The following is a 25,188-nucleotide window of genomic DNA, read 5'->3' as shown; positions in this document are numbered from 1 at the left end:
GAGTTAACTCTTCAAGGACGGCGATTAACCACCTTATCCAAATACCCAATAGCACTTGAAGCTGATGCGGCACCTACTTGGATCCTGCCAACTTGAACCCCAATGTGATCCGACTTACCTATTCGCCTCGCATGGCGTTTTAGTTTTTGTGTCACTTGGCGGTTGGGCCAGACAGTTAATAATGCCTGTCTCAACGTCCCATTGGTAACGCCTTGTTGTACTTTGGCGATGGCTTGAGCCCCTTCTTCACTCCAGTACATGCCACGACGTTTCATGCGGTATGCCAGACGTCTCTGGTTCGATTCCATGCATCCCATCCTACGAGCATTTTTTGGCACGTCTGGACTAACCTCACGCCAGTCGCAGAGGATCTCCCAGTGCCCTTCAAGATACTTCTGCATGTTCTCGATACGCTTTTCCTCTCGCTCCGTCTCTGCATTTCCCTGTGCCGTATCAATCACCGCTTTAAACCTATCCTTATTTTTTTCGGATATTGCCTTTTCAATTTGAGGAATGAGCCTTGGCTGGCGGCTCAACCCGCGACGAATACTCCTCTTTACGTGAAAAGGATCCAATTGGCGGACAACCGATGTCGCTTCAGAAAAGGTATTTTGAACGCGTTCCTCAGAGATCCATGAAGCCGCATCCGCATTAGTCGCCACATGTGTATGTGAGAGATCCCAACGATGTCGAATCGCTGCATAACCTATTTCCCAAAAGTCATCCACCGATTCAACGGTAGAAAAGACGTGACGATCTGTTAACGAGACACGCTGTCCGTTTTGCTCCCACCCGGTATAGGCAAGCATATTTTTGATCTCTATTCCTTTGCCTCTCCCTTTGACGTATAAGCCATCTGCTTCGCAATATAAGTGCTTAACGGACGGAGAGTTAGGAATTACCGTATCCTCAAAAATTCGATCCCTTTTTTCAGCATCCATGACAGCTTGAGCTTCACCTGCTTCTTTTACTAAGCGCTGAAACGTCGTATGGCTGATCGTTATACCGGCAAGTTTTTGCGTGACCTCTGAGGCGAGGCGGTAGGTCATTCCCGGCGCTGCAGCTAACTCTGCTCCGAGCATCATAAGGTCTGGGCTGTATCTTTTACGGCGTTTTAAACCGATTGCCTCATCGACAGGGTAATGTGCGTTTCCGTTTCGGTCGTACATCAAGTGGCGTTTATAGGACACTGTCCCAAAAAAACTGGTGAACTCCCGGCTGTCCAATCGCTCACTTTTCCAACCGTATTTTTCCTTGTAATGCGTCGTCATCATCTGATCGAGCTGCTCCAAAAATTCTCCGAACAGATCAGCCATCACTTCCATCAGGCGAATACGTAAGCTTTCCCAAAACGACAACATATCTGTAGACTGTTCCAAGATAGTAGCGATTTCTGGTATAATGGTTTTCAAGGAAGACCTCTCCTTTCGTGGTGGTTAGGAGTACTATTTAGGTCTTCCTTTTCTATATTCTCCCTCCAAATTCCTGCTAAAACCCTTCGAGAGAAATGTTACACATACTCATACGTGTAATCGGTCCGTGATCCATTAAAGTTTTTTAACTTTAACTTTTTTCACCTTTCAATTCGCGTGTCTTGAACAAAATGAAGAGGAGCTACCTAAATGTCTGAAGAAAAACAAGCCGTACAACGCCAATTTGCCAAAAACGCAACCGACTATCGCGACGAGAAATTTTTTGCTTCCGGAGACGACCTACAAATGATGGTAAAAGCCGTTCCCTTAACAGGCAATGAAAAACTGCTCGACATCGGCACCGGGGCAGGACATACGGCACTCGCCTTTGCCCCTTTTGTCGCCGAAGGGATCGGTCTCGACATTACCGAGGAGATGGTGCGCGTCGCGACAGCGTACGCCAAAACAGACGGTACGGCGAACGTCACCTTCCGACAAGGTGACGCCGAACAACTGCCTTTTCCCGATGCAACCTTCGACATCGTCACATGTCGCATGGCTGCACACCACTTTCCGCAAGTCGAAAAAGCGGTACGCGAAATTTCTCGCGTACTAAAGCCCGGTGGCCACTTTTTGCTCGTCGACCACTATGCGCCGGAAGCGCCGCTCCTCGACCGCTTTATTAACACGTTAGATAAGCTGCGCGATCCGTCTCACATCCGCGAGTACACCCTTTCCGAATGGCGGGCACTGTTTGCCACGGGCAGTTTTGCGTACCGAGAAGTTGCCAAGTGGGATTTGCCGCTGAACGTTTCCGACTGGCTCGCACGGGCGCGCACACCGTCCGAGCGCCGCCAGCAAGTTGTTACATTGTTCAAAAGCGACATGCCACCGCAGTGCCGCGAAACATTCTGTCTCTCCTTCGATGGGGACGGCAATCCGCACACCTTTTGCCTGAAAGCTGTTTTGCTCCACGGGCTCAAAGAGAACGTACGCCAATAGCTTTTCAAAGGGAGGCGCAGTGAAATAGGCAGTAGTGAAACGGGCGAAGTGAAGCAGGCGAAGCGAAACAGGCAAAGTGGAACCCACACTGTAACGTGCAAGGCTCAGCCTAACGCTGAACCGCAGCCTGATAAGATTGCTGCGGATCGCCGACCGCCCCGATAAACAGCACCGTTCCCGTTTCATTTTCCTGAATGGTAAACAAAAACGGGCGGTCGACTTTCATCGTAAACGCATCGACTGGCGCTGATTCGGTTTGCATTTCTACCGAAGTGGCAGCTACTGCTTCAGTACCTTTTTCATTTACTTCAATAACCGCTTTATGTTTCACTTCTTTGACGAAAATGTTAGGTGGTATGTCTGCAATGCGGGAAAAATTCGCGCGATTTTTGTCAAACGCCACTTCCATCCCGAGCGCTTTAAGCACGTCATTTAACTGCTTCTCATACGTCACTTGGAAACGCGGCAGTTGCACCTGTCCCTGCGTTAACTTCAAATGCGTTTGCCACTGGCGCCAATTTTTCCCATTTAACTTTTTGTGCAACTTGTCCAAACTCGAAGACTCGTCGGGAAGTACGACGGTCATACTAAATCGTTTGTTGCCGTAAGGCAATTGCACCGCCGCAAAATCAGCGCCCTTGTAATAAGGAAACATTCCCGACTGCCCCATCATCGGCACCGTTTTCCGTCCTCCGCCCGACAGGTAAAACAGATCGTCGCTCGTTTCTTTCTCGTCAAAGGCTTCAGTCCACGACCCTTTAAAATATATAGCGTTAATTAAAAAGAGAATCGTTTCCGGATCGATGTCACTGTCGATCATCTCTTTTATTTTGCCCTTTGTGCGCTCGCTCACCCATTCGTTAATCGTCTCTGCCGCTTGTGGCTGGTCAAAATCTAACGCTGTCACTTTTGCTTCGTAAAACTGTTCGGCACGTTTGAGAAAATCTTTTTTAAACGGCGTCCCTTCCCGCCCCCATAGTGAATTGGCAATGCTTAACTGGACGCTAGGATCCGCGTGTGCGAGGACGTTGAGCAAGCCGTTATACCCCCGATTAACTTTCGCGACAGTTACATCTTTCACGCCGAGTGTCTCGGCCATTGCCCGTTTTGTCTCCGCGTCTGCCCCGTTATACGTCATGGCAAGCGCGAGCGACACACTCACCGGTGAGAGAAACACATTCTTCCCGGCATCCTCCCGCCACACGTTTTCATACAACCGAAAAGCAAACGCATTGTTGGCCTCCAGCAGGCGTTTGTCGATATTTTTTGCGCTGACGATGGCCTTTTCGTTTTTCTGCCCACTGGGTTGTTCACTTTCAGGCCCGTTTCCGCTAGACTGGCCGTCAGCCGGCGCACCACTGCCTGTCCCGGAACGGTGATCGACCGTTCCGCAGGCCGAAACGAATAGCAGTGCCAAACCGCCGACAATAAGTAGAGCGTTCTTCATCATCCGAGTGCCCCCTTTTATCCTGACGATTGTATGCCGTCACGATCGCATGCCGTCCAAACAGAAATTGTGTTACGCCGCTAGCGACACTGTACCGTCCTAAGAGTCGATCGTCACGAAGTATGTCGTGACCAGCACGCTCACATCGTTACAATTTAGACGGATGAGGAGTATAAGAGTTGCACCGTGTAACATCGCACAAGATGTAAAAGAGTGACACCGTCATACGCGACATCATCTACAACGTTACATAATTCGTTGTTCGCTCCAATTTGGAGCAACGGGATGACCCGTTCTTACGATGCCACGATTCCGCCGCGATCCTGCCTCAATACTATTCTGCCTCAATATTTTCGTATGAAGATGCCTCCTAATCCGGGCGATACGTTGCCGACGGTACCTCACGCGGCACTTTTCGACCCCATCGCGCGGCCAAGGCAAACGGCACATACAGCAGCAAAAAGGTAAGCAAGGCGATGCCTTCCAAGGCGAGAATATACCACGGGTACGGCCCCAACACGTCCAACAGCGAAGCCGTATCCGGTTTGCGCAGCAAAAACATGTAATTCCGATCCGTTAACACGTCGACGACCCAAACAAAGGCAGCGAGCACGTTCAAAAAACCCATCGTCACCGCAACTGATTTTAACGTTGGGCGGTGCTTCTCCACCCATACCATATACATAACCGCTAAAATGATCGCGCCGTGTGCGATAAAAAATTGCCAAAAGCGAAAATGGGGAAACGCATAGTCGAGTGCTGGTGTAAGCAACGCCTGTAGCGCCCCGCCAATCCCGGTAAAGTATACGATCTGGAACACTGCCCTGCTTCTAAAGAGAAGCATAACGACACATACATATAGCGACACGGTGCACAATTCCAACGGAAGCACGTCGCGAATTTTGAAACTACCGGTCCACGCGAACCAGACGTTCAGCGACAGTTCGCTAACAATGAGCACGACAGCGAGCACCAACCGCCCATAGGTGTGCCGCTCTCCTTGCTGAAACCACCTGCGGCATGCGAACAAGAGGACGACCGCCGCGACAAAAATCGAGAGTGCGACCAAATGGGACGGACCGTAGGCGTTAAATGGATGATTAACTTGTATATCAAACATATCTTCCATGCTGATCCCTCATCCATCGAAAGTAACTAACAAATGTACAACAACATGGCATCGTTTTTCTATCCAAAAAAGGAATAATGCGTTCGTCGATCGACTGATTACCTCCACAACTCCATGTTTCAATCTACATTTTAGGGAACGTCAGATGAAGCATATATATACACCCCTGCCACTAATCCCCTTAGAATCAAAAACCACATTCAACCCGCTCGCTTGAAATATTTGTAGCAGTTCCTCATGGGAAAAGAGCCCGAGTTCATGCCGTTCTTGAAAATGCTGAATGCCCGACTCCGTGCCTACCAAGTATTCGAAATTCAATACCGAAAGGTTTCCTTCCCGTTCCGCATGCGACATCCGGCAAACTTTTACATCGTCGCGTTCCGCATTTAGTACAGAAACGTATCCGGCCTGCCACTGATCGGGGGTGAACCACGGTTCGACGATGACAATGCCACCGTCGTTTAAGTGACTTTTGAATTGTTTGACCGTTTGTTTGACTGCCTCGTGCGTTCTTACGTAACCGATGGAACTAAACAAACACATCACGACATCATATGTTTTCTGTAGATCGAAAGCGGTCATATCCGCGACCCAAAAGTTCGACGACGGATTTCGTTCTGCGGCGATCTGCACAAACCTTTCATTGAGGTCAATCCCGTCAACCGCATAGTGCTTTGTCAAAAATTCGAGATGCTTGCCCGTTCCACAGGCGACGTCTAGCACGGACTCGGCATCCGGCTTATGTCGCGAAATAAAATTTCGTATCTCCTGTGCTTCACGCTCATAATCTTTAAAACTGTAAATGAGGTCGTATAAATCTTCGCTTGCGTTGAACACATCTCATCCCTCCACAGCTCAATATAAGTTAGTGACAACCGATGAAATGCCTATTGATGACCCCCGCCCAAGTAGGCTGCAAGCACCATAGAGCAGTCCCGTTTTTACTCATTCTTACTTTTTTAACAGCAGCGCTTGGTAATCCAATGTCGATCCTTCGATGTCCACCACGCGAAAATCGACCAACTCAAAATAGCGACTGACGACTTTTTGAATCTCCTCGTGTTCGTAAAAGGAAAAAAATCGCTTTGGCTCGTAAAAGTCCTCTTCCCACACCCCCTCACTGTCAAAACCGCCGTACATGCCGAGATAGAACAAGCCCCCCGGTTTGAGCACCTTTTTTATTCTCGTTAGCGCACGGTCAAACGTTTGCTTCGGAACGTGTAAAAGAGCATTCATTGACCATACGGCGTCGAACGTGTGCGCCGGAAATGTCAAATGGTTAACATCCATCACATACGCCGCGAGTCCCTTGTCCTCACAAAGGCGAACCATTTCCGGACTCATGTCGATACAACTCACCTGAAGCCCACGTTGTTGCAAATAGCGCGCCTGCTTTCCAGGACCGGCACCGACGTCTAGCACGTTGACGCTGTCTTTCCCTTTAAAAAGCGATAAAAATGTGTCTAGCTCCTGCGTTTTCCATGTCTCCAGTTGCTGTTGATTTCGTAACTGTGCATGGGCGTCGTAGCTTTTTTGTAAGCTGTTTTTAATATCGCCGTCCATCGTTTCCACCTACTTTGTTTCCACCTCGCATTGCTTTTCTATTTCCTACTTACTACTTCTTGCAGGCTTATGCCCTACACACCCGCTCTTCCCCTACTTTTTCCACAATTTCTCGCCCGTTCGCTCACTCTTTACTTTCTCTTCTCTTACCCGACTTAACGAAGGAATTCTCATCCGCCTCATAAACGACTACCCAGCAGTCCCGGTACTGCCCTTCGTGCCACTCGTGTTCCGGTAACAACTTCTTCCTTACAAACCCACACTTCTCGTACACATGCAACGCCCTCGTATCCCACGTTTGCGGATCCATCACGATTTTATCTGCTTTTTGCTTCGTTAGTAAGAAGTCGACCATCGATTGTACGAGCACGGTACCGATTCCTTTATTCCAGTAGGTAACCTCGCCGATGAACTGGTCCATACCGTATATTGCCCCGACAAAGTCATTAAACCCGTACAACTGTCTTTCTTTCTCAGTTATTAAATAATACTGGATGTATCCGATTGCAAGACTATCGCATTCAACAACACACGATGTAACTTCTCGTGTTCGATCATAAAAATGCCGTCGCACCATGTCGAGGTCATGTGGGCGATCGCGACCTTCGTAATATTGTAACACGCGCGGATCACTCAGCCACTTCACTAGCAAATGTGCGTCGTCTTCCGCCAGCTTCCTGACGGTAATATCGTTATAAATAACTATCCTCATAAGCCTCACCTACCTGGCAATAAATACAGAAAACTCCCTAGGTTTGAAAGGGACCAGATCAATACTTGACGCTATTTCTTCCACATTATAATTATTCCTATCCAATCTCGCAATTTACAATTTTTTCTTTCTGTTTCACGGTATATTTTCCTAGAAAGTAAATTTTGTCTCGTTTCGAGTAGTTCGAAGTCACCCTTGTTATTAGTGATGCTACTCCGGTTAGATAATAACATTTTTTCTTTATCATGCGATTTAATCAAGTACAGCTTCCCGTGTTTCTCGTGATGTATATAATAATGATAGCTAGGCCTAAATAATTCCCTAAAGATTGCGATCATCATGCAAATTATATATGAACATATTGCTCCAATTGCTAGTGGTAGTAATAACAATTGTAGAGGAATTGTCGGCTCTCCTTCTATCAACCACATCAAGAAAGATACAAAAAAAACGATTGGGACAATAATGATCGTAAGAATGAGGTACATTGCCGGATAGTACATTGCATTCTGAATATCGCTCAAAAAAACGCGTTCAATTGGTCGTCTATTGACTAATACTATTGACCCCAACAGCATTGAAATAAAGTAAACAACTACACTTGTAATTTGGAAAGTCTCCAAAAAATCCCCTCCTTACTACTTCTTGCAGGCTCATGCCCTACACACCCGCTCTTCCCCTACTCATTCCAGAATTTCTCGCCCGCTCGCTCACTCTTCACTTTCTCTTCCCTTACCCGACTTAACGAAGGAATTCTCAGCCGTCTCATAAACGGATCTCCTTAGTTCTCCCTCGTTCTCCTTTGTATTCATTTATACTACCATACTTCGGAAACGCGATAAAGTCAGTTTTTAAAAAATTGGGTTCACTGTTACTTTTTTTGCTTCCCGAACATCACACGCCAATTACAAACAAAAAAGCACAAGGGGGTAACTCCCCCTTATGCTTGGCATTTGCGTTTTTTCCGCGTCCATTCCACGATCGCAGCGACGTCCTCTACAGCGGCGTGTTCGAGTTCAATTTCCTTTATGCAATCACATACGTGCGCAAGGCGCGCTTCGGTACAGATTGGATGTGCTCCAGCACGGTAAACGCAGGGGTAAAGCGGGCAATGAACGCATGGGCGTCTTTTTCTTATTTTAAGGAGATTGGGCCGAGATCGTTTTCCGCTAACCCACATCCCGCCTCTGATACCCGAACATCCCAATCGCCGTACACCCGGCAGCAACGAGAAGCAACACACTCGTCGCTACCCAGTCCATTTCTTCCACCGGCACTTGTGCCACGTGGCCGAACGGTGACAGTTTCGCCATCCAATCGGGCAGTTGCAACATCCCTCCCATATAGACGACGATGAACGAATACAGCAAGTAAATCCACAGCACATTCGTCCCTTTCGGGAGTGCCCCGACGAATAACACAGCGACGCCCATCATGACGAGCATTGCCGGGAGGTAAACGATGCCCGCATGCAAAAATGTCCCGAGCGACATCTCTTCTGCCATCACCGCAGTGCCGACAGCGCCGAGGCCGATCGCTGCCAGCGTCATTGTGATGAGAGCGACGAAACACGCGAGCAAGATGACACTCCCGAAGATGCGCGTGCGCGACAGCGGACGACTAAACATATGTTCCAAGCGACCTTTTTTCTCTTCACTTTTCAATTTATACACAGTTGTGATGACGGGCACAGTACAGAGCATCGCCAACACAGATAAAATCATCGTCACGAACGTCATCGTCAAGGACACGTCGTCTGCGCCGTTTGTCGATCGTACCATTTGCGCGAGTAACTCATTTTTTGCAAAAAAAGATTCCATATCTCCGAGCACGGAACCGTATGCGGCTCCTAATAAACATAACCCGATCGCCCACGACGCGATCGCCGTCCGCTGCAAGCGTGCGAAAAGTCCGAGCGGACCTCGTAAAAAGACGGACGCATTGCTGCGACCTTTTTTGTGTGGCAACAAACCGGCACCCATGTCCCGCTTTCGATGGAAGAAAAACGCCAGGGCGGCAAGAACGACGGCACTGCCAACCAATAGCGCAAGCGCCCACCATTCGTTGTGTACGTACACTTTTGTCAAGGTCGCTAAGCCGAGTGGCGACATTGCCGTTAACGCTTCATTGCCAAAACGACTCCCTACACTTAAACTACCTTCACTTAAGCCACCCGCGCTTAATTCTCCCCCGCCTAAATCCCCTACCGCGCGAAGGACGTAAGCGGCGCCTAGCACGACGAGCGACAAGCCAATCGTACCGCGCAAATTATCCGACAACTGTGCAAAAAATGCCGTGAGTGCAGCGAAGAATAACCCTACGGCACCGACTGCCGCCCCGTATAAAAGTGACCCTGACAAATCGAGGCTTTCGATGCCAAGCGCATACAACCCGCCGCCGATGACGAGGGCTACAAGTGTGTTCACACCGACATAGACGAGCAGCGTCGCCGCCAAACTCGCTTGTCGCCCTAGCGGCAAGGCGAGTAGCATTTCCATCGTGCCGTCTTCTTCATCCGCGCGCGTATGGCGGGCGACGAGCAAAATATTCATCACCGCGACGGCAAGTGCGGTAAACAGCAGCATTTGATGCGCCATCATCGCCCCGATTGTGTAATTGGCGAGGCCGTACCCTTTGCCGACCATCGCGGTCATCGCCGGATTTTTCATCGTCTCCGCGATCGCCTGGCGCTCCGCCTCCGTCGCATATATTTCTGTAAAAGAGAGGGCGACCGACCACGTAAACGCGGCGAGGGCGACGATCCAAATGACGAGGCGCAGGCGGTCGCGCCTAACGATGAACCGCGACATCGTCCCCGTGTGTGCGTATTGCGCTTTCGTCCCCGCGTGGGCGTCCGGTGACCTCATCCGTGTACGTGCGTTCATCGCCGCTCACTTCCTTCGTAATGACGCATAAACAAGTCTTCTAACGTCGGCGGTGCACTTTCGAGGGAGGTGACGCCGTAGGAACTGACGTGCGCTACGACGTCGGCGAGGTGTTCTGTATCGACTTGGAGGGTGAGGACGTCACCGTCTTTGCTCACTTCGTGCACACCTTGCAGCTGTTCCAAGCGATCGATCGGCTTCATCGTCTTAAGGCGCAGGTTCGTTCGCGTTAAATGCCGCAATTCGTGAAGCGTCCCCGTTTCAATGATTTCCCCACTGCGGATAATACCGACGCGGTCACACAACTTTTCGACTTCCGACAAAATATGGCTCGACAGGAGAACGCTTTTGCCCTGCGCCTTCGCCTCTAAGACACATTGTTGAAACGTGTGCTCCATTAACGGATCGAGACCTGACGTCGGTTCATCCAAAATATACAGATCTGCCTCGGAAGCAAAGGCCGCAACGAGGGCAACTTTTTGGCGGTTCCCTTTGGAATAGGTGCCGCACTTTTTCGAGACGTCTAAGGCGAATTGTTCGATGAGGGACCGCTCCCGCTCTTTACTGTAACGCTTTTTCATCGCGGCGAATAAATCGAGCACTTCACCGCCAGTTAAGTTGGGCCATAAGTTGACATCTCCCGGCACGTAGGCGAGCCCTTCGTGAATCGCCACCGCCTCGCGCCAAACGTCGCGACCAAAAATCGTCGCCGAGCCTTGATCCGCCTTTAACATGCCGAGCAAAATGCGAATCGTCGTCGACTTCCCCGCGCCGTTCGGGCCGATAAACCCGTACACTTCACCTTCTTCAACCTTCATGTTCACGCCGCTTAACGCCCTTACCTTGCCAAACGTCTTCACAATACCAGTCGCTTCTACAACCGCCATCTCCGTTCCCCCCTATGCGTAAAAACAAGTTTTTAAAACTGCCAAATACTCTTCAAACTCCTTCCAATACGGATCAAAGTCAATCGTCGTAATTACCTCAGTCTCCATCGTTTGAATGAGATGTTGTTGGTATCCTTCGAACGCCCACTTAATGAGTTGCAACGCTTTGTCAACATCGATCCCGTCGCGAAACAGTGTCGTATCGATGTTTTCGTATAGTTTACGTTCTCCATCATGTTGCAAGGCGACAATCCGTTGTTGTAAGTCTTCATCCAGCAACGCCGTTTCCTTTAAGATCACCGTTGTTAAAAAAGTAAACACGTGCGGATAGGCGTGGTAACATGCAAGTTTTTTCTTCGCTGCATCGTACAGCCGATCGATAAAATCGCGGTTATTCATGTCAATTTTTTGCATAAACTGTTCATCGACAACGGTAAGCGCATAACCGACTAAGTAGTTGAATAGCGTTTGTTTGTTATTGAAGTAATAAAAAAGCATTCCCTTCCCGATGTTCGCCTGTTTCACGATCGCGTTCGTCGATGCTTGCGCAAACCCTTTTTCCGCAAACTCGTGCATCGCTGCGTTCAATATGCGCTGTCGTTTTTCTTCCTCCAACGTTTCAAACGATTGCATCTTTCCACCTCCTTTGTCTATACAGAACCATCTCTGCTGACTTTGTCTACATGGACTGCTGTTTTCCGTTTTCTCCATTCCGTTTTCCCTATGTAGTGGGGATTTCTTCAGACACGTCGGCGATCATCGAGAGCATCTCCGACGGATTAAACGTATAGACCGATCTGGTCTATTCGACTATAACACGAGTCGACCAGATCGGTCTATAGGTGAACAAATAAAAAAAGCGTTAGGAAGATGGTGTTCTGCATCGGAAAGAATAAAAGATTTTTCCCACAAATGCTATTGTTCAATAGGAAGCTATAATATAATCGGAAAATCGATAGATCGGCTTCTTCTCATGGGCTCAACTCCCAATCAGGCGAGTTGAGAACTCATCCCCATTTGGAAGGGGGTGAGGCCTACGATGACAGATTTCGAAGCTCTAACGCTTATGATGAACATGTAGATAAGGTTTTTTCGGAATATAGGCAGGACTTTTTTTGATATAAGCCGAATGCACTGTATATCATCCGTTTTGAGGGGGAGTTTAGAGGTGAAGAAAATAAATAGCATCGAATTAGGTAGTATCTTGCGGAAGCGTAGGAAGGAACTCGGCTTAACGTTGAGTGATTTAGCTGATGACACGATCTCAATCCCTGCCATTAGTAACATCGAAAGGGGGATTGTACACCATATAAACAACGACAAAGTCCAATATTTAAAAGGTGCGCTTAAGCTGGATGATGACACGCTACTAAAGATGATCGCTTCTGAAGACAACAGACGGTCTTTTCTCGAAGAGCGATTATCTTTAATTGAACATTTGATCGAAAACGGTCTCTATGATCGTGCGGAAAAAATGATCGCCGAGCTCGAACAAGACGACGACGTGCTAGAAGATGAGAGTTTACAAATGAGGCTGCAGTTGGCGTTTGCCTCCCTATTGTGCCGGCAGCAGCAATGGAAACAGGCTTATGCCGCATTACTAGAAGTTGTCGATTCGGCACAACGTGTTAAGCCGATCGATCCTAAGCTGAACGTGCTTCCCATGACATACAATCGACTATCCGCCTGTGCGTTTTACGGGAACCAAGATTGTACGAAGGCAATTGCGTATGCGGACAAGGCGCTTGCTGCCTTTGACCCTGCGGGTTATAAACCGTATTTAAAAGGGGATGCGCTTTTTAACAAGAGTGTATACTGGTTCCACTTGGGTAAGGACACTGTCGCTTACGCTTCTCTACTTGAGTTAAAAAAGTTAGACGAACGATATTACGACATACAAACAATGGTGCTTGCGTACAATTTGGAAGGAACGATTCTAAAACGACAGGGCGTGTACAATGACGCCGTTGGCGCCTTCAAACAAGCGCTCGAGTTGTGTCGCCACGATCGCGAGTTAGCGAGTCAAGTATATTTAAACTTAGGGTACACGTATTTGGCAATGAGTAAAGGGGACGAAGCAACTTGTGCAGAAGCGGCACTCGCCTTTGACATCGTGCACGACATCTGCCACCTGACGCGCAACGAGCGGCGTCAGGCTTTAGCTTATTTGGCCTTAGGCGAACTGTCTCTCGCGAGGGAGCACTGGGCGGCTGCGAAACAACAGTTAGACAGCGCATTGCGTTTGCAAGACGCACTGACGACCTTTAAAGATCGCCTGCAGTTGCTCCTATTTCAAGCGCGCGTCGAACGACACACCGACTCGTCGGGTCTCGTCGAGACGTGTGAGCAAGGCGTAAATCTAGCGTACGAACACGATCTTTATAGTCAGGCGAAAGAATTTTACCACCTGTTGATCGACTATTACCACACGATCGGTGACAAGGAAAAGCACTATGAAACGATGAAGGCCCTTTTACAGCTTGAGTCTTCGATGAGAGGGGGATTTTATCATTGAAAAAAGTTTTGCCTCCTGTTTGGCAGTCTGTTTGGCCGTCTATGGTAGCTATTGCAGCGCGAACGCCCCCAGTTAACACTCCTGACGACGTGACACCGATTTTGAGATTGCACGTTTTTTTTTGGGGGGATAGCTGCACGATCTGGCGGGTTAACTGTTACAGGTTGACCACTGTGGATTGATCGTTACAATTTGACCGTTACAGTTTTGACTGTTACAGTTTGACCGTTACAGGTTGACTGTTATGGAGGGTTTCTAGTCTGACAAAGAAATCCCTCCCCCCTCATAGCCCTAAATCCCTCGCGCGATTCCCTCGTCTCGAAAGCGCGTCCACCCTTTTTGAACAATTATATTGGATGAAGAAGGCGGGTTACCGGCAAGAAAAAAGCCGGCTGGATCCTAAACGGGATCCAATCGGCTCTTATAGATCATTCACTTTACACCGGCCGGGATAGATAAGCCCAGCAGTTTGGCGATTCTCTCTCCCCATTCCGGGTCGGCCTTGTAGAAGTGGCCGATCTGACGAAGTTTAATCTCGTCACTTTTGACGGGTCTCATATGATCGGCGAAGTTTTTCACCAGACGTTCTCTTTCGTTTTCGCTCATCAGACGATAGAGATCCCCGGGTTGTGTGTAGTGATCATCGCTATCATAGGCTACGCTGTCCGCCTCACCGTACACTTCAAATGGCGTGAGATTCTTTTGGCGATCTTCCACCGGTCCATTTAAACTGTTCGGCTCATAATTGGGTTCACCGCCGCCGTTTCCGTTCACCGCCATAGAACCGTCGCGCTGCATATGGTTGACATCCGCTTTCGGGCGGTTGACCGGAATTTGTTGATGATTGACCCCCAGGCGGTAACGGTGGGTATCGCCATAGCTGAAGATTCGGCCTTGCAACATTTTATCCGGCGATGCTTCGATTCCGGGGACGAGATTACCCGGAGTGAATGCGGCTTGTTCCACCTCAGCAAAATGATTCTCCGGATTGCGGTTAAGGATCATTTTGCCGACTTCGATCCGCGGATAATCCTTTTTCGACACCGTCTTGGTCACATCAAACAAATCCCACTTATAGGTTTTATAATCTTCGTAAGGGATGATCTGAACATACAACGTCCAGGAGGGGTGATTACCCTCCTCAATCGCATTGAACAGGTCCGCCCTGTGATAATCGGGTTGCTCACCGGCCAGTTTGGCAGCCAGGTCCACGTCCAGCCCTTTCACCCCTTGGTCACTGATGAAGTGATACTTCACCCAGAAGGTTTCCCCTTGATCATTGACCCATTTAAAAGTGTGGCTGCCGTAACCGTTCATGTGACGGTATGTTGCCGGAATGCCGCGATCCCCGTGCAGATAAGTGATCTGGTGCAACGATTCCGGTGACAGGGACCAGAAATCCCAAACCATGTTCGGATCTTTTAGGCCGGTTTTCGGGTGGCGTTTTTGGGTATGGATGAAATCGGGGAACTTGATCGCATCCCGGATAAAAAATATGGGGGTATTGTTACCGACCAGATCATAGTTCCCCTCATCGGTATAAAACTTCAGTGCAAACCCCCGGGGGTCCCGAACCGTATCAGCCGAGCCCAATTCCCCGGCTACGGTTGAAAAGCGGGCAAACATCTCAGTTCGTTTCCCTTTTTCACTCAGAAAATCGGCCTTGGTGTATTTCGATATTTCATCATTGGTAACTTCAAAATACCCATAGGCTCCAGCACCCTTTGCATGAACGACACGCTCCGGAATGCGCTCTCTGTTGAAGTGGGCCAATTTTTCAAGTAAGTGGAAGTCCTGGATCAATACGGGTCCCCGTCGACCTGCCGTGATAGAATTTTGGTTGTCTCCCACAGGAATGCCTGAAGCAGTGGTCAATCTTTTTCGATTATCCAATGTGAATCCCCTCTCTTCAATAACTACGCCTTCCTACACACATTATAATAAAAATCATATGAAAGTCAATACTAAATTATAATCATTATAATCAAGGTGTTCATTGTCATCGAATCTTAGTGCCCCGCTACCAATTGAAACTCAGCCCGCAATTCGCCGACGACGGTGTCGCTCAAATTGCCGATTAGCGGGTTCGTGTAATTGGCAAGTAATAGCGATGTTCCCCCAAAAGCTTACGACTTCTTCACCCTATCATATGCTATGTCGCAATCGATGAAACCGTTTTTTTATCGTTGACAACAGCAACCACTCCATGTTAAAATTGTGATACTTTTAATGGACGGAGGGTTGCAACCGATGATGGCAGGACGATTCCGCACAATAAGTTTTGCGCAGCAAACTTTATAGTGCACAAAGGCTCTACTCGTGGGTAGAGTATGCGGGATCAGTCTGCCTAAAATCGGGGTAACCCTAAAATCGTTAATACTTGAAGGGGGACGAATCTGTCTCCCTTCTTTTCGTTTTTTTCTGCATAAACATTCGGTAAGGGCGGCTTGCTGTGGCGATCAACATTTTTCCACGCCACCGTTGTCGCTTTTGTCTGCTTCCGATTACTCGAACCACGGGTGAACTGTGGTTTTTTTATGGTTGTTTTCTCAACGACGAAAAAGTAACGGAGGCAAAAAAAGTGAGCAAACAAAACAAGCGCCATCGGCGCATTCGCAAGCATAGAGCAGGAACTAAAGGAACGAAAAGAACCAATTTTCCGGGACAACACCTCATGCACAATAAGCGGTTAATTGCCGATTTAATCGGCATGGCCGATATAACACCGGAGGATGTCGTATTAGAAATTGGCGCGGGTACCGGCGCGCTAACACTTCCCCTCGCGAAAAAAGCGGCAAAAGTACTCGCTGTGGAAAACGATCCCCACTTCGCAAACAAACTGAGGCGGGCGACCGAAGATAGCAATATTCATGTCATCGAACGAAATTTTTTGGAGATCGGTTTGCCGCGGCAGCCATTTTGTGTCGTAGCCAATATTCCGTACAGTATTACGACCCCAATTCTCGGGAAACTACTCGATCGTCCGACAAACTCGCTGCAACGCGCCGTATTAGTCGTCGAAAAGGGCGCTGCGATCCGCTTTACGGCAACGCCGATCACCGATCCGCGCATTTTGACATGGCGCATGTGGTTTCATCTGGAACGGGGACGCTCGATCTCTCCTAACAATTTTTCACCGCCGCCGCGCGTCGATTCAGCCGTCCTCGTCATCCGGCGAAAGGAGACACCGCCCATCGATGCGCGTCATCATCGCCAGTTTGCCGCGCTCGCTGCATACGGCCTAACGGCTCCGCACGCTCCGCTGCATATGGCGTTGGACGGCGTGTTTACCCCACCCCAGGTAACCCGGTTGGTCAGGCAGCTCGACGTTGCGCAGGAGGCACCGATCGGTACGTTGAACGAACGACAGTGGCGCATCGTCTTCCAGACGATGCAAACGCACGTCACCCGCTTTCGTTGGCCAAAAATATATAAACGAAAATAAAATTACCTTATTAATAGTGGTGCCTAAACAGTGGTGCCAAAACGAAAGCGTTTGTCGTACAATTCCGGAGCAAGGATCTCACACGAAAAATTGCGGATCGATCTTTGCTCCGCTGTTTTTTTAAAACCTTTTACGAAAAGCTGCGCACACTATGAATAAACCTCGTTCTAAGGTAGAAACGAGACGCCTATATGGACATCGTTACCCTCAGTAAGCGCCTCCAATTAGCGGAATAGAAACAATAAAGACTTGTCCCTTGCTAATGTAGATAATTTGTTTTATCATTAGAGCTGTAACGATGTACTGCGCTGCAACAAGCGGCTGTACATTCGTAGACAACGCTAACATCACAGCTTAACTAGGAGACAGGGAAGACAAATGTGTCTGCTTGTATACAACTTAAATAAGGAGCGTTCATATGGGCTAATGAGCGTTACGGTGCCGTTTTAGAACTCCAACGACAGCGGATGGGGTTTTTTTGTTGTGTAAATCGTCGCAATTGGTAATGAGTATATTAAAGACAGTGTCACATACTAAAACAAATGTGTTGGAGGTATAAGTCGAATGACGACTGACAGTATCCCGGACAAACAGTCGCCGTGGTACAAATATTACGGTCCTAACCTTGGCTACATAATGGAATTATACGAACAGTACGTGGCGGATGCGCAATCTGTCGATGAATCGGTGCGCGCGCTGTTCGAACAGTGGGGTTCCCCACCAATCGACGGTGCTCAGGCTGAGGCAACGACTACAGACACCGTAGCGACTACTCATACGACTGACGGCCTCAACGTGAAACACGTCGTCGCCGCCGAACGGTTAGTACGCAACATACGCACGTATGGCCACTTAGCCGCCCAGATCTATCCGCTAGAAAAACGCGCGGTAGACACGCGTATATTTGACCTATCCCGCTATCAACTAAAGGAAGCGGATTTAGATAAAATACCGGCCAAAATGGTATGGTCGGACGCACCGGACACGATTCAGACGGCGCGCGAAGCACTTGAACTGTTAAAACGCATTTATACGCAATCACTCGCTTATGAGTTCACCCACGTCCATGACGTCGATGAGCGCCTTTGGTTAAACCACATGGTCGAATCCGGCGCGATCCACCGTTCTTTGCCTGCCGTCGAGCGCATCGAGTTGTTAAAGCGGTTGACTGAGGTCGAGCAGTTCGAGACGTTTTTACACCGGACGTTCGTTGGGCAAAAGCGTTTCTCGATCGAAGGGCTCGACATGCTCGTGCCGATGCTCGACGAAATCATTCACGCCGGCGTGCAAGACGGCGCGCACAACGTCCTCGTCGGCATGGCGCACCGCGGACGACTAAACGTGCTCGCTCACGTCCTCAATAAAGACTTGAAAATTATTTTTAGCGAATTCCACCGTGCACCGAATAAAGAACTCGTTCCGTCGGAAGGTTCAATGGGGATTAACTACGGTTGGACCGGTGACGTGAAGTATCACCTCGGTGCCGACTTATCCGTTCGCAACGGAAACGCCACCCCGGCACGCGTTACTCTGGCGAACAACCCGAGCCACCTCGAGTTCGTCAACGCCGTCGTCGAAGGTTTTACGCGCGCGGCTCAAGAAAACCGGCAATCAGCGGGTCGTCCGAAACAAAACGTTCGCGAAGCGTTCGGTATTCTCGTACACGGCGACGCTGCCTTTATCGGGGAAGGCGTCGTAGCAGAGACGTTGAACTTAAGCCGCTTACCCGGTTATCATACGGGTGGTACGATCCACGTCATCGCCAACAACCGCATCGGTTTCACGACCGAACGGACGGACGGCCGCTCGACGCAATACGCGAGTGACTTGGCCAAAGGGTTCGAAATTCCGATCGTCCACGTGAACGCCGACGATCCGGAAGCGTGTCTCGCGGCAGCGCGACTCGCTTACGAATATCGCGCGCGGTTCCATAAAGACTTTCTGATTGACCTCGTCGGTTACCGCCGCTGGGGTCATAACGAGATGGACGATCCGACTGTGACGCAACCGTTGACGTATGCGACCATTCGCAACCACCCGACGGTACGCAAACAGTATGCTGATCAGCTTAGCGAAAAAGGACTCATTTCGGCAGAAAAAATCGCTGAGATCGATAAAGAAGTACACAGTCGGTTGCAAACCGCCTACGATGAGGTCACGTCGAGCGACGAGAACAGCATCGACGTACCTGATATGAGTGACGATGCGGCGATAGATGTTGAAACAGCTGTTCCGCTCGATCAGTTACGGGAATTGAATGCGGAATTGCTAAAACGCCCAGAACACTTTACACCGTATCCGAAACTAGACCGCATTTTGCAGCGACGTGCGACTGCTTTGGATGAAGACGGAAAAATCGACTGGGCGTTAGCGGAAGCACTAGCCTTCGCCTCCATCCTTGCCGACGGCACACCGATCCGCCTGACGGGACAAGATTCGGAGCGCGGTACGTTCGCCCACCGCCACCTCGTCGTGCACGATATCGAAACAGGGGAAACGTATTGCCCCTTACAAGCGATGCCACAAGCTAAGGCGTCGTTCGACATTTACAACAGTCCCCTCTCCGAAGCGGCGGTAATCGGGTTTGAATACGGCTATAACGTGTTCGCTCCGGAAACACTCGTTCTCTGGGAAGCGCAGTTCGGTGACTTTGCGAACGCGGCACAAGTCATGTTCGACCAATTTATTTCGGCCGGTCGAGCCAAATGGGGACAAGATTCTGGCCTTGTCATGTTATTACCCCACGGTTACGAAGGGCAAGGTCCTGAGCACTCGAGTGCTCGCCTAGAGCGCTTTTTGCAGCTTGCTGCGGAAAACAACTGGGTGGTCGCCAACTTGTCGAGTGCGGCGCAGTACTTCCACCTGTTGCGTCGCCAAGCAGCTGCCATTCGCGAAGGTAACGTTCGCCCGCTCGTCCTCATGTCGCCGAAAAGCTTGCTGCGCAACCCGCGCGTCGCCGCTTCGAGTGCGATGCTCGGTAACGGACAGTTCCAGCCGATCTTGGAACAAACGGGGCTCGGCACAGCGCCGGAGAAAACGAAACGGTTAATTTTGTGTAGCGGGAAAGTGGCGATCGACCTGGAAACCGCTCTTGAGACGGGAGCGTACGACAGTGAACAGCTGCATATCGCACGCGTGGAACAACTGTATCCATTCCCTGAACAAGAACTGGCAAAAGTGGTACGCCGTTTCCACCAGCTAGAGGAAATTGTTTGGGTGCAAGAAGAACCGCAAAACATGGGGGCCTGGATGTACATCGAGCCCAAATTGCGCGCCCTCGTTCACGCGCGCATCCCGGTTCGCTACGTCGGACGTCCAGAACGGGCGAGCACGGCCGAAGGCCTACCGGACATCCACACCGTCGAGCAAGAGCGTATCGTGACGGAGGCCTTGCGCGTCGAGCGATAAACGGATCCCTTACCGGATCCCTTATCGCAACGTGAACAGGACTCATTGAACAACGAATCATAAACGACAATCGAGCCATATAGCTAGCGGATGGTGGACCGTTCGATTAAAGTCCAACCGACCGTTCGTTTACGACAACTTTGGAGGGAATAAAACCGTGAGTGAAATTAAGGTACCAGAACTCGCCGAGTCTATTACAGAAGGAACGATTGCGAACTGGCTAAAAAGCGAAGGGGAAACTGTCGCACAAGATGAACCGGTCGCCGAGCTGGAAACAGACAAAGTGAACATTGAAGTCAATGCGCCTGCGGACGGCGTGTTACAAAAAATTGTAAAACAAATCGGGGATACGGTGGAAGTTGGCGAAACGATCGCCATTCTCGCTGCGGGCGGAGAAGCTCCAACAGGTGACGCCGCACCCGCTAAAACTGCAGATCCTACGGCTACCCCTACCCCCGCCCCAGCTGCCCAAGACGCACAAGATGCACCGCTCGCCACGTCGGCAGAAGGACTGTCAGGCGAGATGCCGACTGTAACCGAACCCGCTCGCCCAGGCGTACCGCCAGTGGCCTCGCCAGCCACACGTCGCTTAGCACGTGAACGCGGCATCGATTTAAATCAAGTGCAAGGCATTGGCCGTATCACTCCGGAAGACGTCGCCGCGCATGCAAATGCACCGGCACAAGCGGCTGCGCCGCAACCGGCACCGTCTGCGCCAAAAGCAGTCCAGGCAAACGCGCCGCAAGTTGAAGGCGAAGCTGGCAAGCCGGTCGTGCGCGAACGCATGTCCCGCCGTCGGCAAACGATCGCCAACCGCCTCGTCGAAGTACAACAAACGGCGGCCATGTTAACGACATTTAACGAAGTCGACATGACGGCGATCCTCGACGTCCGCAAACGGTGGAAAGAGCCTTTCCTTAAACAGCACGGCGTCAAACTAGGGTTCATGTCCTTCTTTACGAAAGCCGTCGTCGGCGCGCTAAAGCAATTCCCGCTACTGAACGCCGAAATTGACGGACAGGACATGTTAATTAAAAAATACTACGATATCGGAATTGCCGTCGCCTCAGACGCTGGACTCGTCGTTCCCGTCGTGCGCGACGCTGATCGGCGCTCGTTCGCAGAAATCGAAAGCGATATTGCCTCGCTCGCCGAAAAAGCGCGCAGCAACAAATTGAGCTTACAAGACCTACAAGGCGGCACGTTTACGATTACGAACGGCGGCATTTTCGGCTCCTTGTTGTCGACGCCGATCTTGAACGGCCCGCAAGTCGGTATTCTCGGCATGCACACGATCCAGAAACGGCCAGTTGCCGTCGGAGACGACATCGAATTGCGCCCGATGATGTACATCGCCCTCTCGTACGATCACCGCATCGTCGACGGCAAAGAAGCGGTGAGCTTCTTAGTAAAAGTAAAACAAATGCTCGAAGATCCGGAATCGCTATTGTTAGAAGGCTAACTGTTACTTCTGCCTTCACAGTTCGGGACTTGCACCCTATTAGACTGCGCCCATGCTGGGCGCACCGACAAACTCACACGGTTAAAACCGTATGGAGTCGCGATGTCCTAATGTCTCCACTTTAGTTGCAAAAACTAAGGTGGAGATCTTTTTATGTCTGTTTGGCATCATAAGAAATTGGTATAATAAGAAAAACGAAACAGGCGAAAAACAAATCGAGGGTGTGTTGCACATGAAAACAGTAGAACGAGCGAAAACGCTAGAAACAGCCACATTTGGCGCAGGTTGTTTTTGGGGTGTGGAAGCACTGTTTATGAATACAGAAGGTGTGCGTGAAACGGCCGTCGGTTACATGGGGGGCACCGTACCTAACCCAACCTACGAAGACGTCTGTACCGATCAGACGGGGCACGCTGAAGTCGTGCAGATCGTCTTTGATAAGGCGGTCATTTCGTACGACGAGCTGTTGCAACTGTTTTGGAAAAACCACGATCCGACGACGCTCAATCGGCAAGGTCCCGATGTCGGAACACAATATCGATCGGCAATTTTTTACCATAGCGAGGCTCAAAAAGCGACTGCCATAGCGTCGAAAAAGGCTTTAGCGCAGTCGGGAGTGTACAAAAAACCGATCGTTACTGAGATAACGCCGGCACAGACGTTTTACCCCGCCGAAGAATACCATCAGAAGTACTTAGCCAAGCGCGGCTTACACTCGTGCCACTTGTAACCCTTTGCCCGAGAGCGAGTCACGCTCCGCCGTCCGATCTTTTTGACGAACGACAAACAGTCCGGTAACGGCACACGTTACCGGACTGTCGTGTCTTCCCTCATTCAACTTTTTCCACCGTCAATTCCATCGCCTCGTCTGAAGCAAGGAATTACCTCGGTCGGCGCAAAAAAGTCGGGATATCTAGGTTGTCTTTGTCCCCGGAGCCGAACGGCTTAATATCGAGTTTGTTCGTCTCTTTCCGATTCGCCACCCGGTTGCGCTGCATTTGCGGTCGCGTCGGCTTAGCCTGCTGCTCTTGCTCGCGGTGTTCAAATCCGGTCGCAATAACGGTCACGAGTAATTCGTCCTTCAAATCTTCGCGGATGACCGCCCCAAAAATCATGTTCACTTCTTGGTCGGAGGCAGAAGCGACGATATCAGCGGCTTCGTTCACTTCGTATAAGCTCAAATTCGTCCCGCCCGTAATGTTCATCAGCACGCCGCGCGCACCGTCGATCGACGTTTCGAGTAGCGGGCTCGAAATCGCCTTTTTCGCTGCTTCGGCCGCGCGGTTCTCACCCGTCGCCATGCCAATCCCCATTAGTGCCGAACCGCGTTCCGTCATAATCGTCTTCACGTCGGCGAAGTCGAGGTTAATGAGACCTGGGACGGCGATGAGGTCAGAAATACCTTGTACCCCTTGGCGCAACACGTTGTCCGCCTCCTGAAACGCTTCTAACATCGGGGTGTTCTTGTCGACAATTTCTAACAATCGGTCGTTCGGAATGACAATAAGCGTATCGACTTTCTCTTTAAGTACACTGATCCCGTTGATTGCTTGTTGCGAACGGCGCCGTCCTTCAAACGTAAACGGGCGCGTCACGACCCCTACAGTTAGTGCGCCTTGCTCGCGCGCGATTTCAGCGATGGTTGGCGCCGCTCCTGTCCCGGTCCCACCGCCCATGCCTGCCGTCACAAACACCATATCGGCACCGTTGAGCGCGTGCTCAATCATTTCCCGCGACTCTTCGGCAGCTTTTTTACCTACTTCTGGATCAGCACCTGCCCCTAAGCCGCGTGTCAATTTATCCCCGATGCGCAGTTTCGTGTCGGCGAGTGAACTATTTAACGCTTGTGCATCAGTATTGACTGCGATAAACTCGACCCCTTGAATGCCGCTTTCGATCATGCGGTTGACGGCGTTGCCGCCGCCACCACCGACACCGATTACTTTAATACACGCAATTTGTTCTGTTTCAATATCAAATTCTAACATCGTCGCTCCCCCTCGAAGTCACAAAGCTGACTAAAATAATGCTTAAACCATTTCGTTAAACCAATCTTTTATGCGCTGAAAAAAAGGCTGTTTGCGTCCGGGACGTTTCTTTTTTGCCGAGTTTGCAGTGGGCGACACCCGCGTGAGACCCGGTTGTTTTTTTAGGGCGAAGCGAATAAGGCCGACTCCGCTCGTATAAGATGGGTCCTTCACGCCGACGTCGTCCGGTTCTGCCCTGCGAACGGACGAACCGAGTACCGAACGCGCCACCGTGAGCGCACCGGGTAAGGACATAACGCCACCGGTAAGGACATAGCCGCCGGCAAACGTTTCCGAGTACCCCATCTGTTCGACTTCCAGTGCAATTAAATGAAAGATCTCCTCGACGCGCGGCTCGACGATTTCAGCTAAGTCGAGTTGGCTAAATTCGTATTCTTTGTCACTGCCGATGGTCGGAACTTTAAACGTCGTGTCAGACGACGCTTCATCAAGATCGGCGCAACCGTGTGTGAGTTTAATTTTCTCCGCGACGTCAAAATGTGTGCGGAAGCCGATTGCCAAGTCATTCGTAATATACTCTCCGCCAACCGGCAATACCCGCGTCGCCACCAGTTTGCCGCGTTCAAACACCGCGATCGTCGTCGCCCCAGCCCCAATATCTGCGAGCACGACGCCGAGTTGCTTCTCATCTTTAGACAGTGCGACTTCACTACAAGCGAGTGGCAACAAGTAAACAGCGGCAATTCCTAGTCCCGCTTTCTCCACACAACGAATCGTATTGTGTAAAATCGTCTTTGACCCGGTGACAATCGTTGTTTCCACTTCCAAACGAACACCGATCATTCCGCGCGGATCGGTAATGCCGCTCAACCCGTCAACCATGTATTGTTTGGGGACGACATCGATAATCTCCCGTTCGGGGGGGGTAGCGATGACGCATGACGCTTGTAACACGCGCGAAATGTCTTCTTGTCCAATTTCGCGATCTTCGCTAGACACGGCGACGACACCGTGACTCGCGTGTAATTCGATGTGGTTTCCATTAATACCGACGATAACTTGTCCGATGTCGATCCCGACGATTTGCCCAGCTTGTTCCACAGCCTCGCTAATCGACTGTACGGTTTGATCTATATCGACAATTGCCCCTTTTTTAATTCCCTGGGATTCAGCAGTGCCCACACCGACAATTTGAAGGGTTCCATTGTTTATTTCCCCGACAATCGCGCGAACCTTGGCGCTTCCAATGTCGAGACTAACTATATAGTCACTATGCAACCGGTGGCACCTCCTAGCTATCCCTCTTCTCATTTGAATGAGGACATAATAGTTA

The 25,188-nt window shown here is 50.1% G+C and carries 19 protein-coding genes; 6 read left to right on the top strand and 13 right to left on the bottom strand.

Features of this window, described 5'->3' with window-relative positions; translation table 11 throughout:
- Positions 1 to 11 precede the first annotated feature (11 nt).
- Positions 12 to 1,361 (bottom strand): ISLre2 family transposase, encoded by a 1,350-nt coding sequence (locus BN1247_RS05515; protein WP_187119684.1) that lies wholly within the window; start codon positions 1,359 to 1,361, stop codon positions 12 to 14.
- Between the two features lie 261 nt (positions 1,362 to 1,622).
- Between BN1247_RS05515 and BN1247_RS05510 the strand changes: the two genes are divergently transcribed.
- On the top strand, positions 1,623 to 2,414 hold the full coding sequence (locus BN1247_RS05510) for a class I SAM-dependent methyltransferase (protein WP_054949493.1): 792 nt from the start codon (positions 1,623 to 1,625) through the stop codon (positions 2,412 to 2,414).
- A 109-nt stretch (positions 2,415 to 2,523) separates the two neighbouring features.
- Here BN1247_RS05510 and BN1247_RS05505 read toward each other — a convergent pair whose 3' ends face one another.
- The 8 genes from BN1247_RS05505 to BN1247_RS05465 form a co-directional block, all read right to left on the bottom strand.
- Positions 2,524 to 3,864 (bottom strand): serpin family protein, encoded by a 1,341-nt coding sequence (locus tag BN1247_RS05505; RefSeq protein ID WP_054949492.1) that lies wholly within the window; start codon positions 3,862 to 3,864, stop codon positions 2,524 to 2,526.
- A 367-nt stretch (positions 3,865 to 4,231) separates the two neighbouring features.
- Positions 4,232 to 4,990, bottom strand: a complete 759-nt coding sequence (locus tag BN1247_RS05500) for a YwaF family protein (RefSeq protein ID WP_054949491.1) — start codon at positions 4,988 to 4,990, stop codon at positions 4,232 to 4,234.
- A gap of 141 nt (positions 4,991 to 5,131) precedes the next feature.
- The gene (locus tag BN1247_RS05495) at positions 5,132 to 5,827 is read right to left on the bottom strand and encodes a class I SAM-dependent methyltransferase (protein WP_054949490.1); all 696 of its coding nucleotides are present in this window, start codon (positions 5,825 to 5,827) and stop codon (positions 5,132 to 5,134) included.
- Between the two features lie 114 nt (positions 5,828 to 5,941).
- Positions 5,942 to 6,553 carry a class I SAM-dependent methyltransferase gene (locus BN1247_RS05490; protein ID WP_054951510.1) on the bottom strand — a complete coding sequence of 204 codons (612 nt, stop codon included), beginning with the start codon at positions 6,551 to 6,553 and terminating at the stop codon, positions 5,942 to 5,944.
- Positions 6,554 to 6,677: 124 nt separating this feature from the next.
- On the bottom strand, positions 6,678 to 7,265 hold the full coding sequence (locus BN1247_RS05485) for a GNAT family N-acetyltransferase (protein ID WP_054949489.1): 588 nt from the start codon (positions 7,263 to 7,265) through the stop codon (positions 6,678 to 6,680).
- 1,169 nt (positions 7,266 to 8,434) lie between these two features.
- Positions 8,435 to 10,150, bottom strand: coding sequence for an ABC transporter permease (locus BN1247_RS05475; RefSeq protein WP_231633155.1), 1,716 nt, complete (start codon positions 10,148 to 10,150; stop codon positions 8,435 to 8,437).
- Positions 10,147 to 11,037 carry an ABC transporter ATP-binding protein gene (locus BN1247_RS05470; protein ID WP_054949487.1) on the bottom strand — a complete coding sequence of 297 codons (891 nt, stop codon included), beginning with the start codon at positions 11,035 to 11,037 and terminating at the stop codon, positions 10,147 to 10,149. The genes BN1247_RS05475 and BN1247_RS05470 overlap by 4 nt, the downstream gene beginning before the upstream one ends.
- A 12-nt stretch (positions 11,038 to 11,049) precedes the next feature.
- Positions 11,050 to 11,670 (bottom strand): TetR/AcrR family transcriptional regulator, encoded by a 621-nt coding sequence (locus BN1247_RS05465; RefSeq protein ID WP_054949486.1) that lies wholly within the window; start codon positions 11,668 to 11,670, stop codon positions 11,050 to 11,052.
- A gap of 535 nt (positions 11,671 to 12,205) precedes the next feature.
- On the opposite strand from BN1247_RS05465, the gene BN1247_RS05460 reads away from it, so the two are divergent.
- The gene (locus BN1247_RS05460) at positions 12,206 to 13,552 is read left to right on the top strand and encodes a helix-turn-helix domain-containing protein (protein ID WP_054949485.1); all 1,347 of its coding nucleotides are present in this window, start codon (positions 12,206 to 12,208) and stop codon (positions 13,550 to 13,552) included.
- Positions 13,553 to 13,984: 432 nt separating this feature from the next.
- Here BN1247_RS05460 and BN1247_RS05455 read toward each other — a convergent pair whose 3' ends face one another.
- The gene (locus BN1247_RS05455) at positions 13,985 to 15,445 is read right to left on the bottom strand and encodes a catalase (protein ID WP_054949484.1); all 1,461 of its coding nucleotides are present in this window, start codon (positions 15,443 to 15,445) and stop codon (positions 13,985 to 13,987) included.
- 688 nt (positions 15,446 to 16,133) lie between these two features.
- Between BN1247_RS05455 and erm the strand changes: the two genes are divergently transcribed.
- The 4 genes from erm to msrA all read left to right on the top strand — a co-directional run bounded on the left by erm (position 16,134) and on the right by msrA (position 22,597).
- On the top strand, positions 16,134 to 16,997 hold the full coding sequence (erm, locus tag BN1247_RS05450; RefSeq protein ID WP_054951508.1) for a 23S ribosomal RNA methyltransferase Erm: 864 nt from the start codon (positions 16,134 to 16,136) through the stop codon (positions 16,995 to 16,997).
- Between the two features lie 564 nt (positions 16,998 to 17,561).
- The gene (locus tag BN1247_RS05445; protein ID WP_054949483.1) at positions 17,562 to 20,405 is read left to right on the top strand and encodes a 2-oxoglutarate dehydrogenase E1 component; all 2,844 of its coding nucleotides are present in this window, start codon (positions 17,562 to 17,564) and stop codon (positions 20,403 to 20,405) included.
- A 157-nt stretch (positions 20,406 to 20,562) separates the two neighbouring features.
- A complete protein-coding gene (odhB, locus tag BN1247_RS05440) occupies positions 20,563 to 21,867 on the top strand; it encodes a 2-oxoglutarate dehydrogenase complex dihydrolipoyllysine-residue succinyltransferase (protein ID WP_054949482.1) in 1,305 nt (434 codons plus the stop codon).
- Between the two features lie 232 nt (positions 21,868 to 22,099).
- Positions 22,100 to 22,597 (top strand): peptide-methionine (S)-S-oxide reductase MsrA, encoded by a 498-nt coding sequence (msrA, locus tag BN1247_RS05435; RefSeq protein WP_054951507.1) that lies wholly within the window; start codon positions 22,100 to 22,102, stop codon positions 22,595 to 22,597.
- Here msrA and BN1247_RS18385 read toward each other — a convergent pair.
- Genes BN1247_RS18385 through ftsA form a run of 3 tightly spaced genes read right to left on the bottom strand, consistent with a single transcriptional unit; the run spans position 22,577 to position 25,166 of the window.
- The gene (locus BN1247_RS18385) at positions 22,577 to 22,705 is read right to left on the bottom strand and encodes a hypothetical protein (protein WP_261796030.1); all 129 of its coding nucleotides are present in this window, start codon (positions 22,703 to 22,705) and stop codon (positions 22,577 to 22,579) included. The genes msrA and BN1247_RS18385 overlap by 21 nt on opposite strands.
- Positions 22,706 to 22,748: 43 nt before the next feature.
- On the bottom strand, positions 22,749 to 23,855 hold the full coding sequence (gene ftsZ, locus BN1247_RS05430) for a cell division protein FtsZ (RefSeq protein ID WP_054949481.1): 1,107 nt from the start codon (positions 23,853 to 23,855) through the stop codon (positions 22,749 to 22,751).
- Positions 23,856 to 23,897: 42 nt separating this feature from the next.
- Positions 23,898 to 25,166 carry a cell division protein FtsA gene (gene ftsA / locus BN1247_RS05425; protein WP_054949480.1) on the bottom strand — a complete coding sequence of 423 codons (1,269 nt, stop codon included), beginning with the start codon at positions 25,164 to 25,166 and terminating at the stop codon, positions 23,898 to 23,900.
- Between the last annotated feature and the right edge of the window lie 22 nt (positions 25,167 to 25,188).

It is taken from the genome of Numidum massiliense (assembly GCF_001375555.1).
GTDB classification, from domain to species: Bacteria; Bacillota; Bacilli; order Thermoactinomycetales; family Novibacillaceae; genus Numidum; species Numidum massiliense.
The sequence above is the reverse complement of the archived record's forward strand: the minus strand, read 5'-3'. Positions and strand labels throughout refer to the sequence as shown.

Coding starts and splice junctions, on each gene's coding strand:
- ftsZ (WP_054949481.1), bottom strand. CDS start 23,855: ATGTTAGAATTTGATATTGAAACAGAACAAATTGCGTGTATTAAAGTA.
- BN1247_RS05485 (WP_054949489.1), bottom strand. CDS start 7,265: ATGAGGATAGTTATTTATAACGATATTACCGTCAGGAAGCTGGCGGAA.
- msrA (WP_054951507.1), top strand. CDS start 22,100: ATGAAAACAGTAGAACGAGCGAAAACGCTAGAAACAGCCACATTTGGC.
- BN1247_RS05445 (WP_054949483.1), top strand. CDS start 17,562: ATGACGACTGACAGTATCCCGGACAAACAGTCGCCGTGGTACAAATAT.
- ftsA (WP_054949480.1), bottom strand. CDS start 25,166: ATGAGAAGAGGGATAGCTAGGAGGTGCCACCGGTTGCATAGTGACTAT.
- BN1247_RS05475 (WP_231633155.1), bottom strand. CDS start 10,150: ATGAACGCACGTACACGGATGAGGTCACCGGACGCCCACGCGGGGACG.
- BN1247_RS05505 (WP_054949492.1), bottom strand. CDS start 3,864: ATGATGAAGAACGCTCTACTTATTGTCGGCGGTTTGGCACTGCTATTC.
- BN1247_RS05500 (WP_054949491.1), bottom strand. CDS start 4,990: ATGGAAGATATGTTTGATATACAAGTTAATCATCCATTTAACGCCTAC.
- BN1247_RS05470 (WP_054949487.1), bottom strand. CDS start 11,037: ATGGCGGTTGTAGAAGCGACTGGTATTGTGAAGACGTTTGGCAAGGTA.
- BN1247_RS05490 (WP_054951510.1), bottom strand. CDS start 6,553: ATGGACGGCGATATTAAAAACAGCTTACAAAAAAGCTACGACGCCCAT.
- BN1247_RS05515 (WP_187119684.1), bottom strand. CDS start 1,361: ATGTTGTCGTTTTGGGAAAGCTTACGTATTCGCCTGATGGAAGTGATG.
- BN1247_RS05510 (WP_054949493.1), top strand. CDS start 1,623: ATGTCTGAAGAAAAACAAGCCGTACAACGCCAATTTGCCAAAAACGCA.
- BN1247_RS05465 (WP_054949486.1), bottom strand. CDS start 11,670: ATGCAATCGTTTGAAACGTTGGAGGAAGAAAAACGACAGCGCATATTG.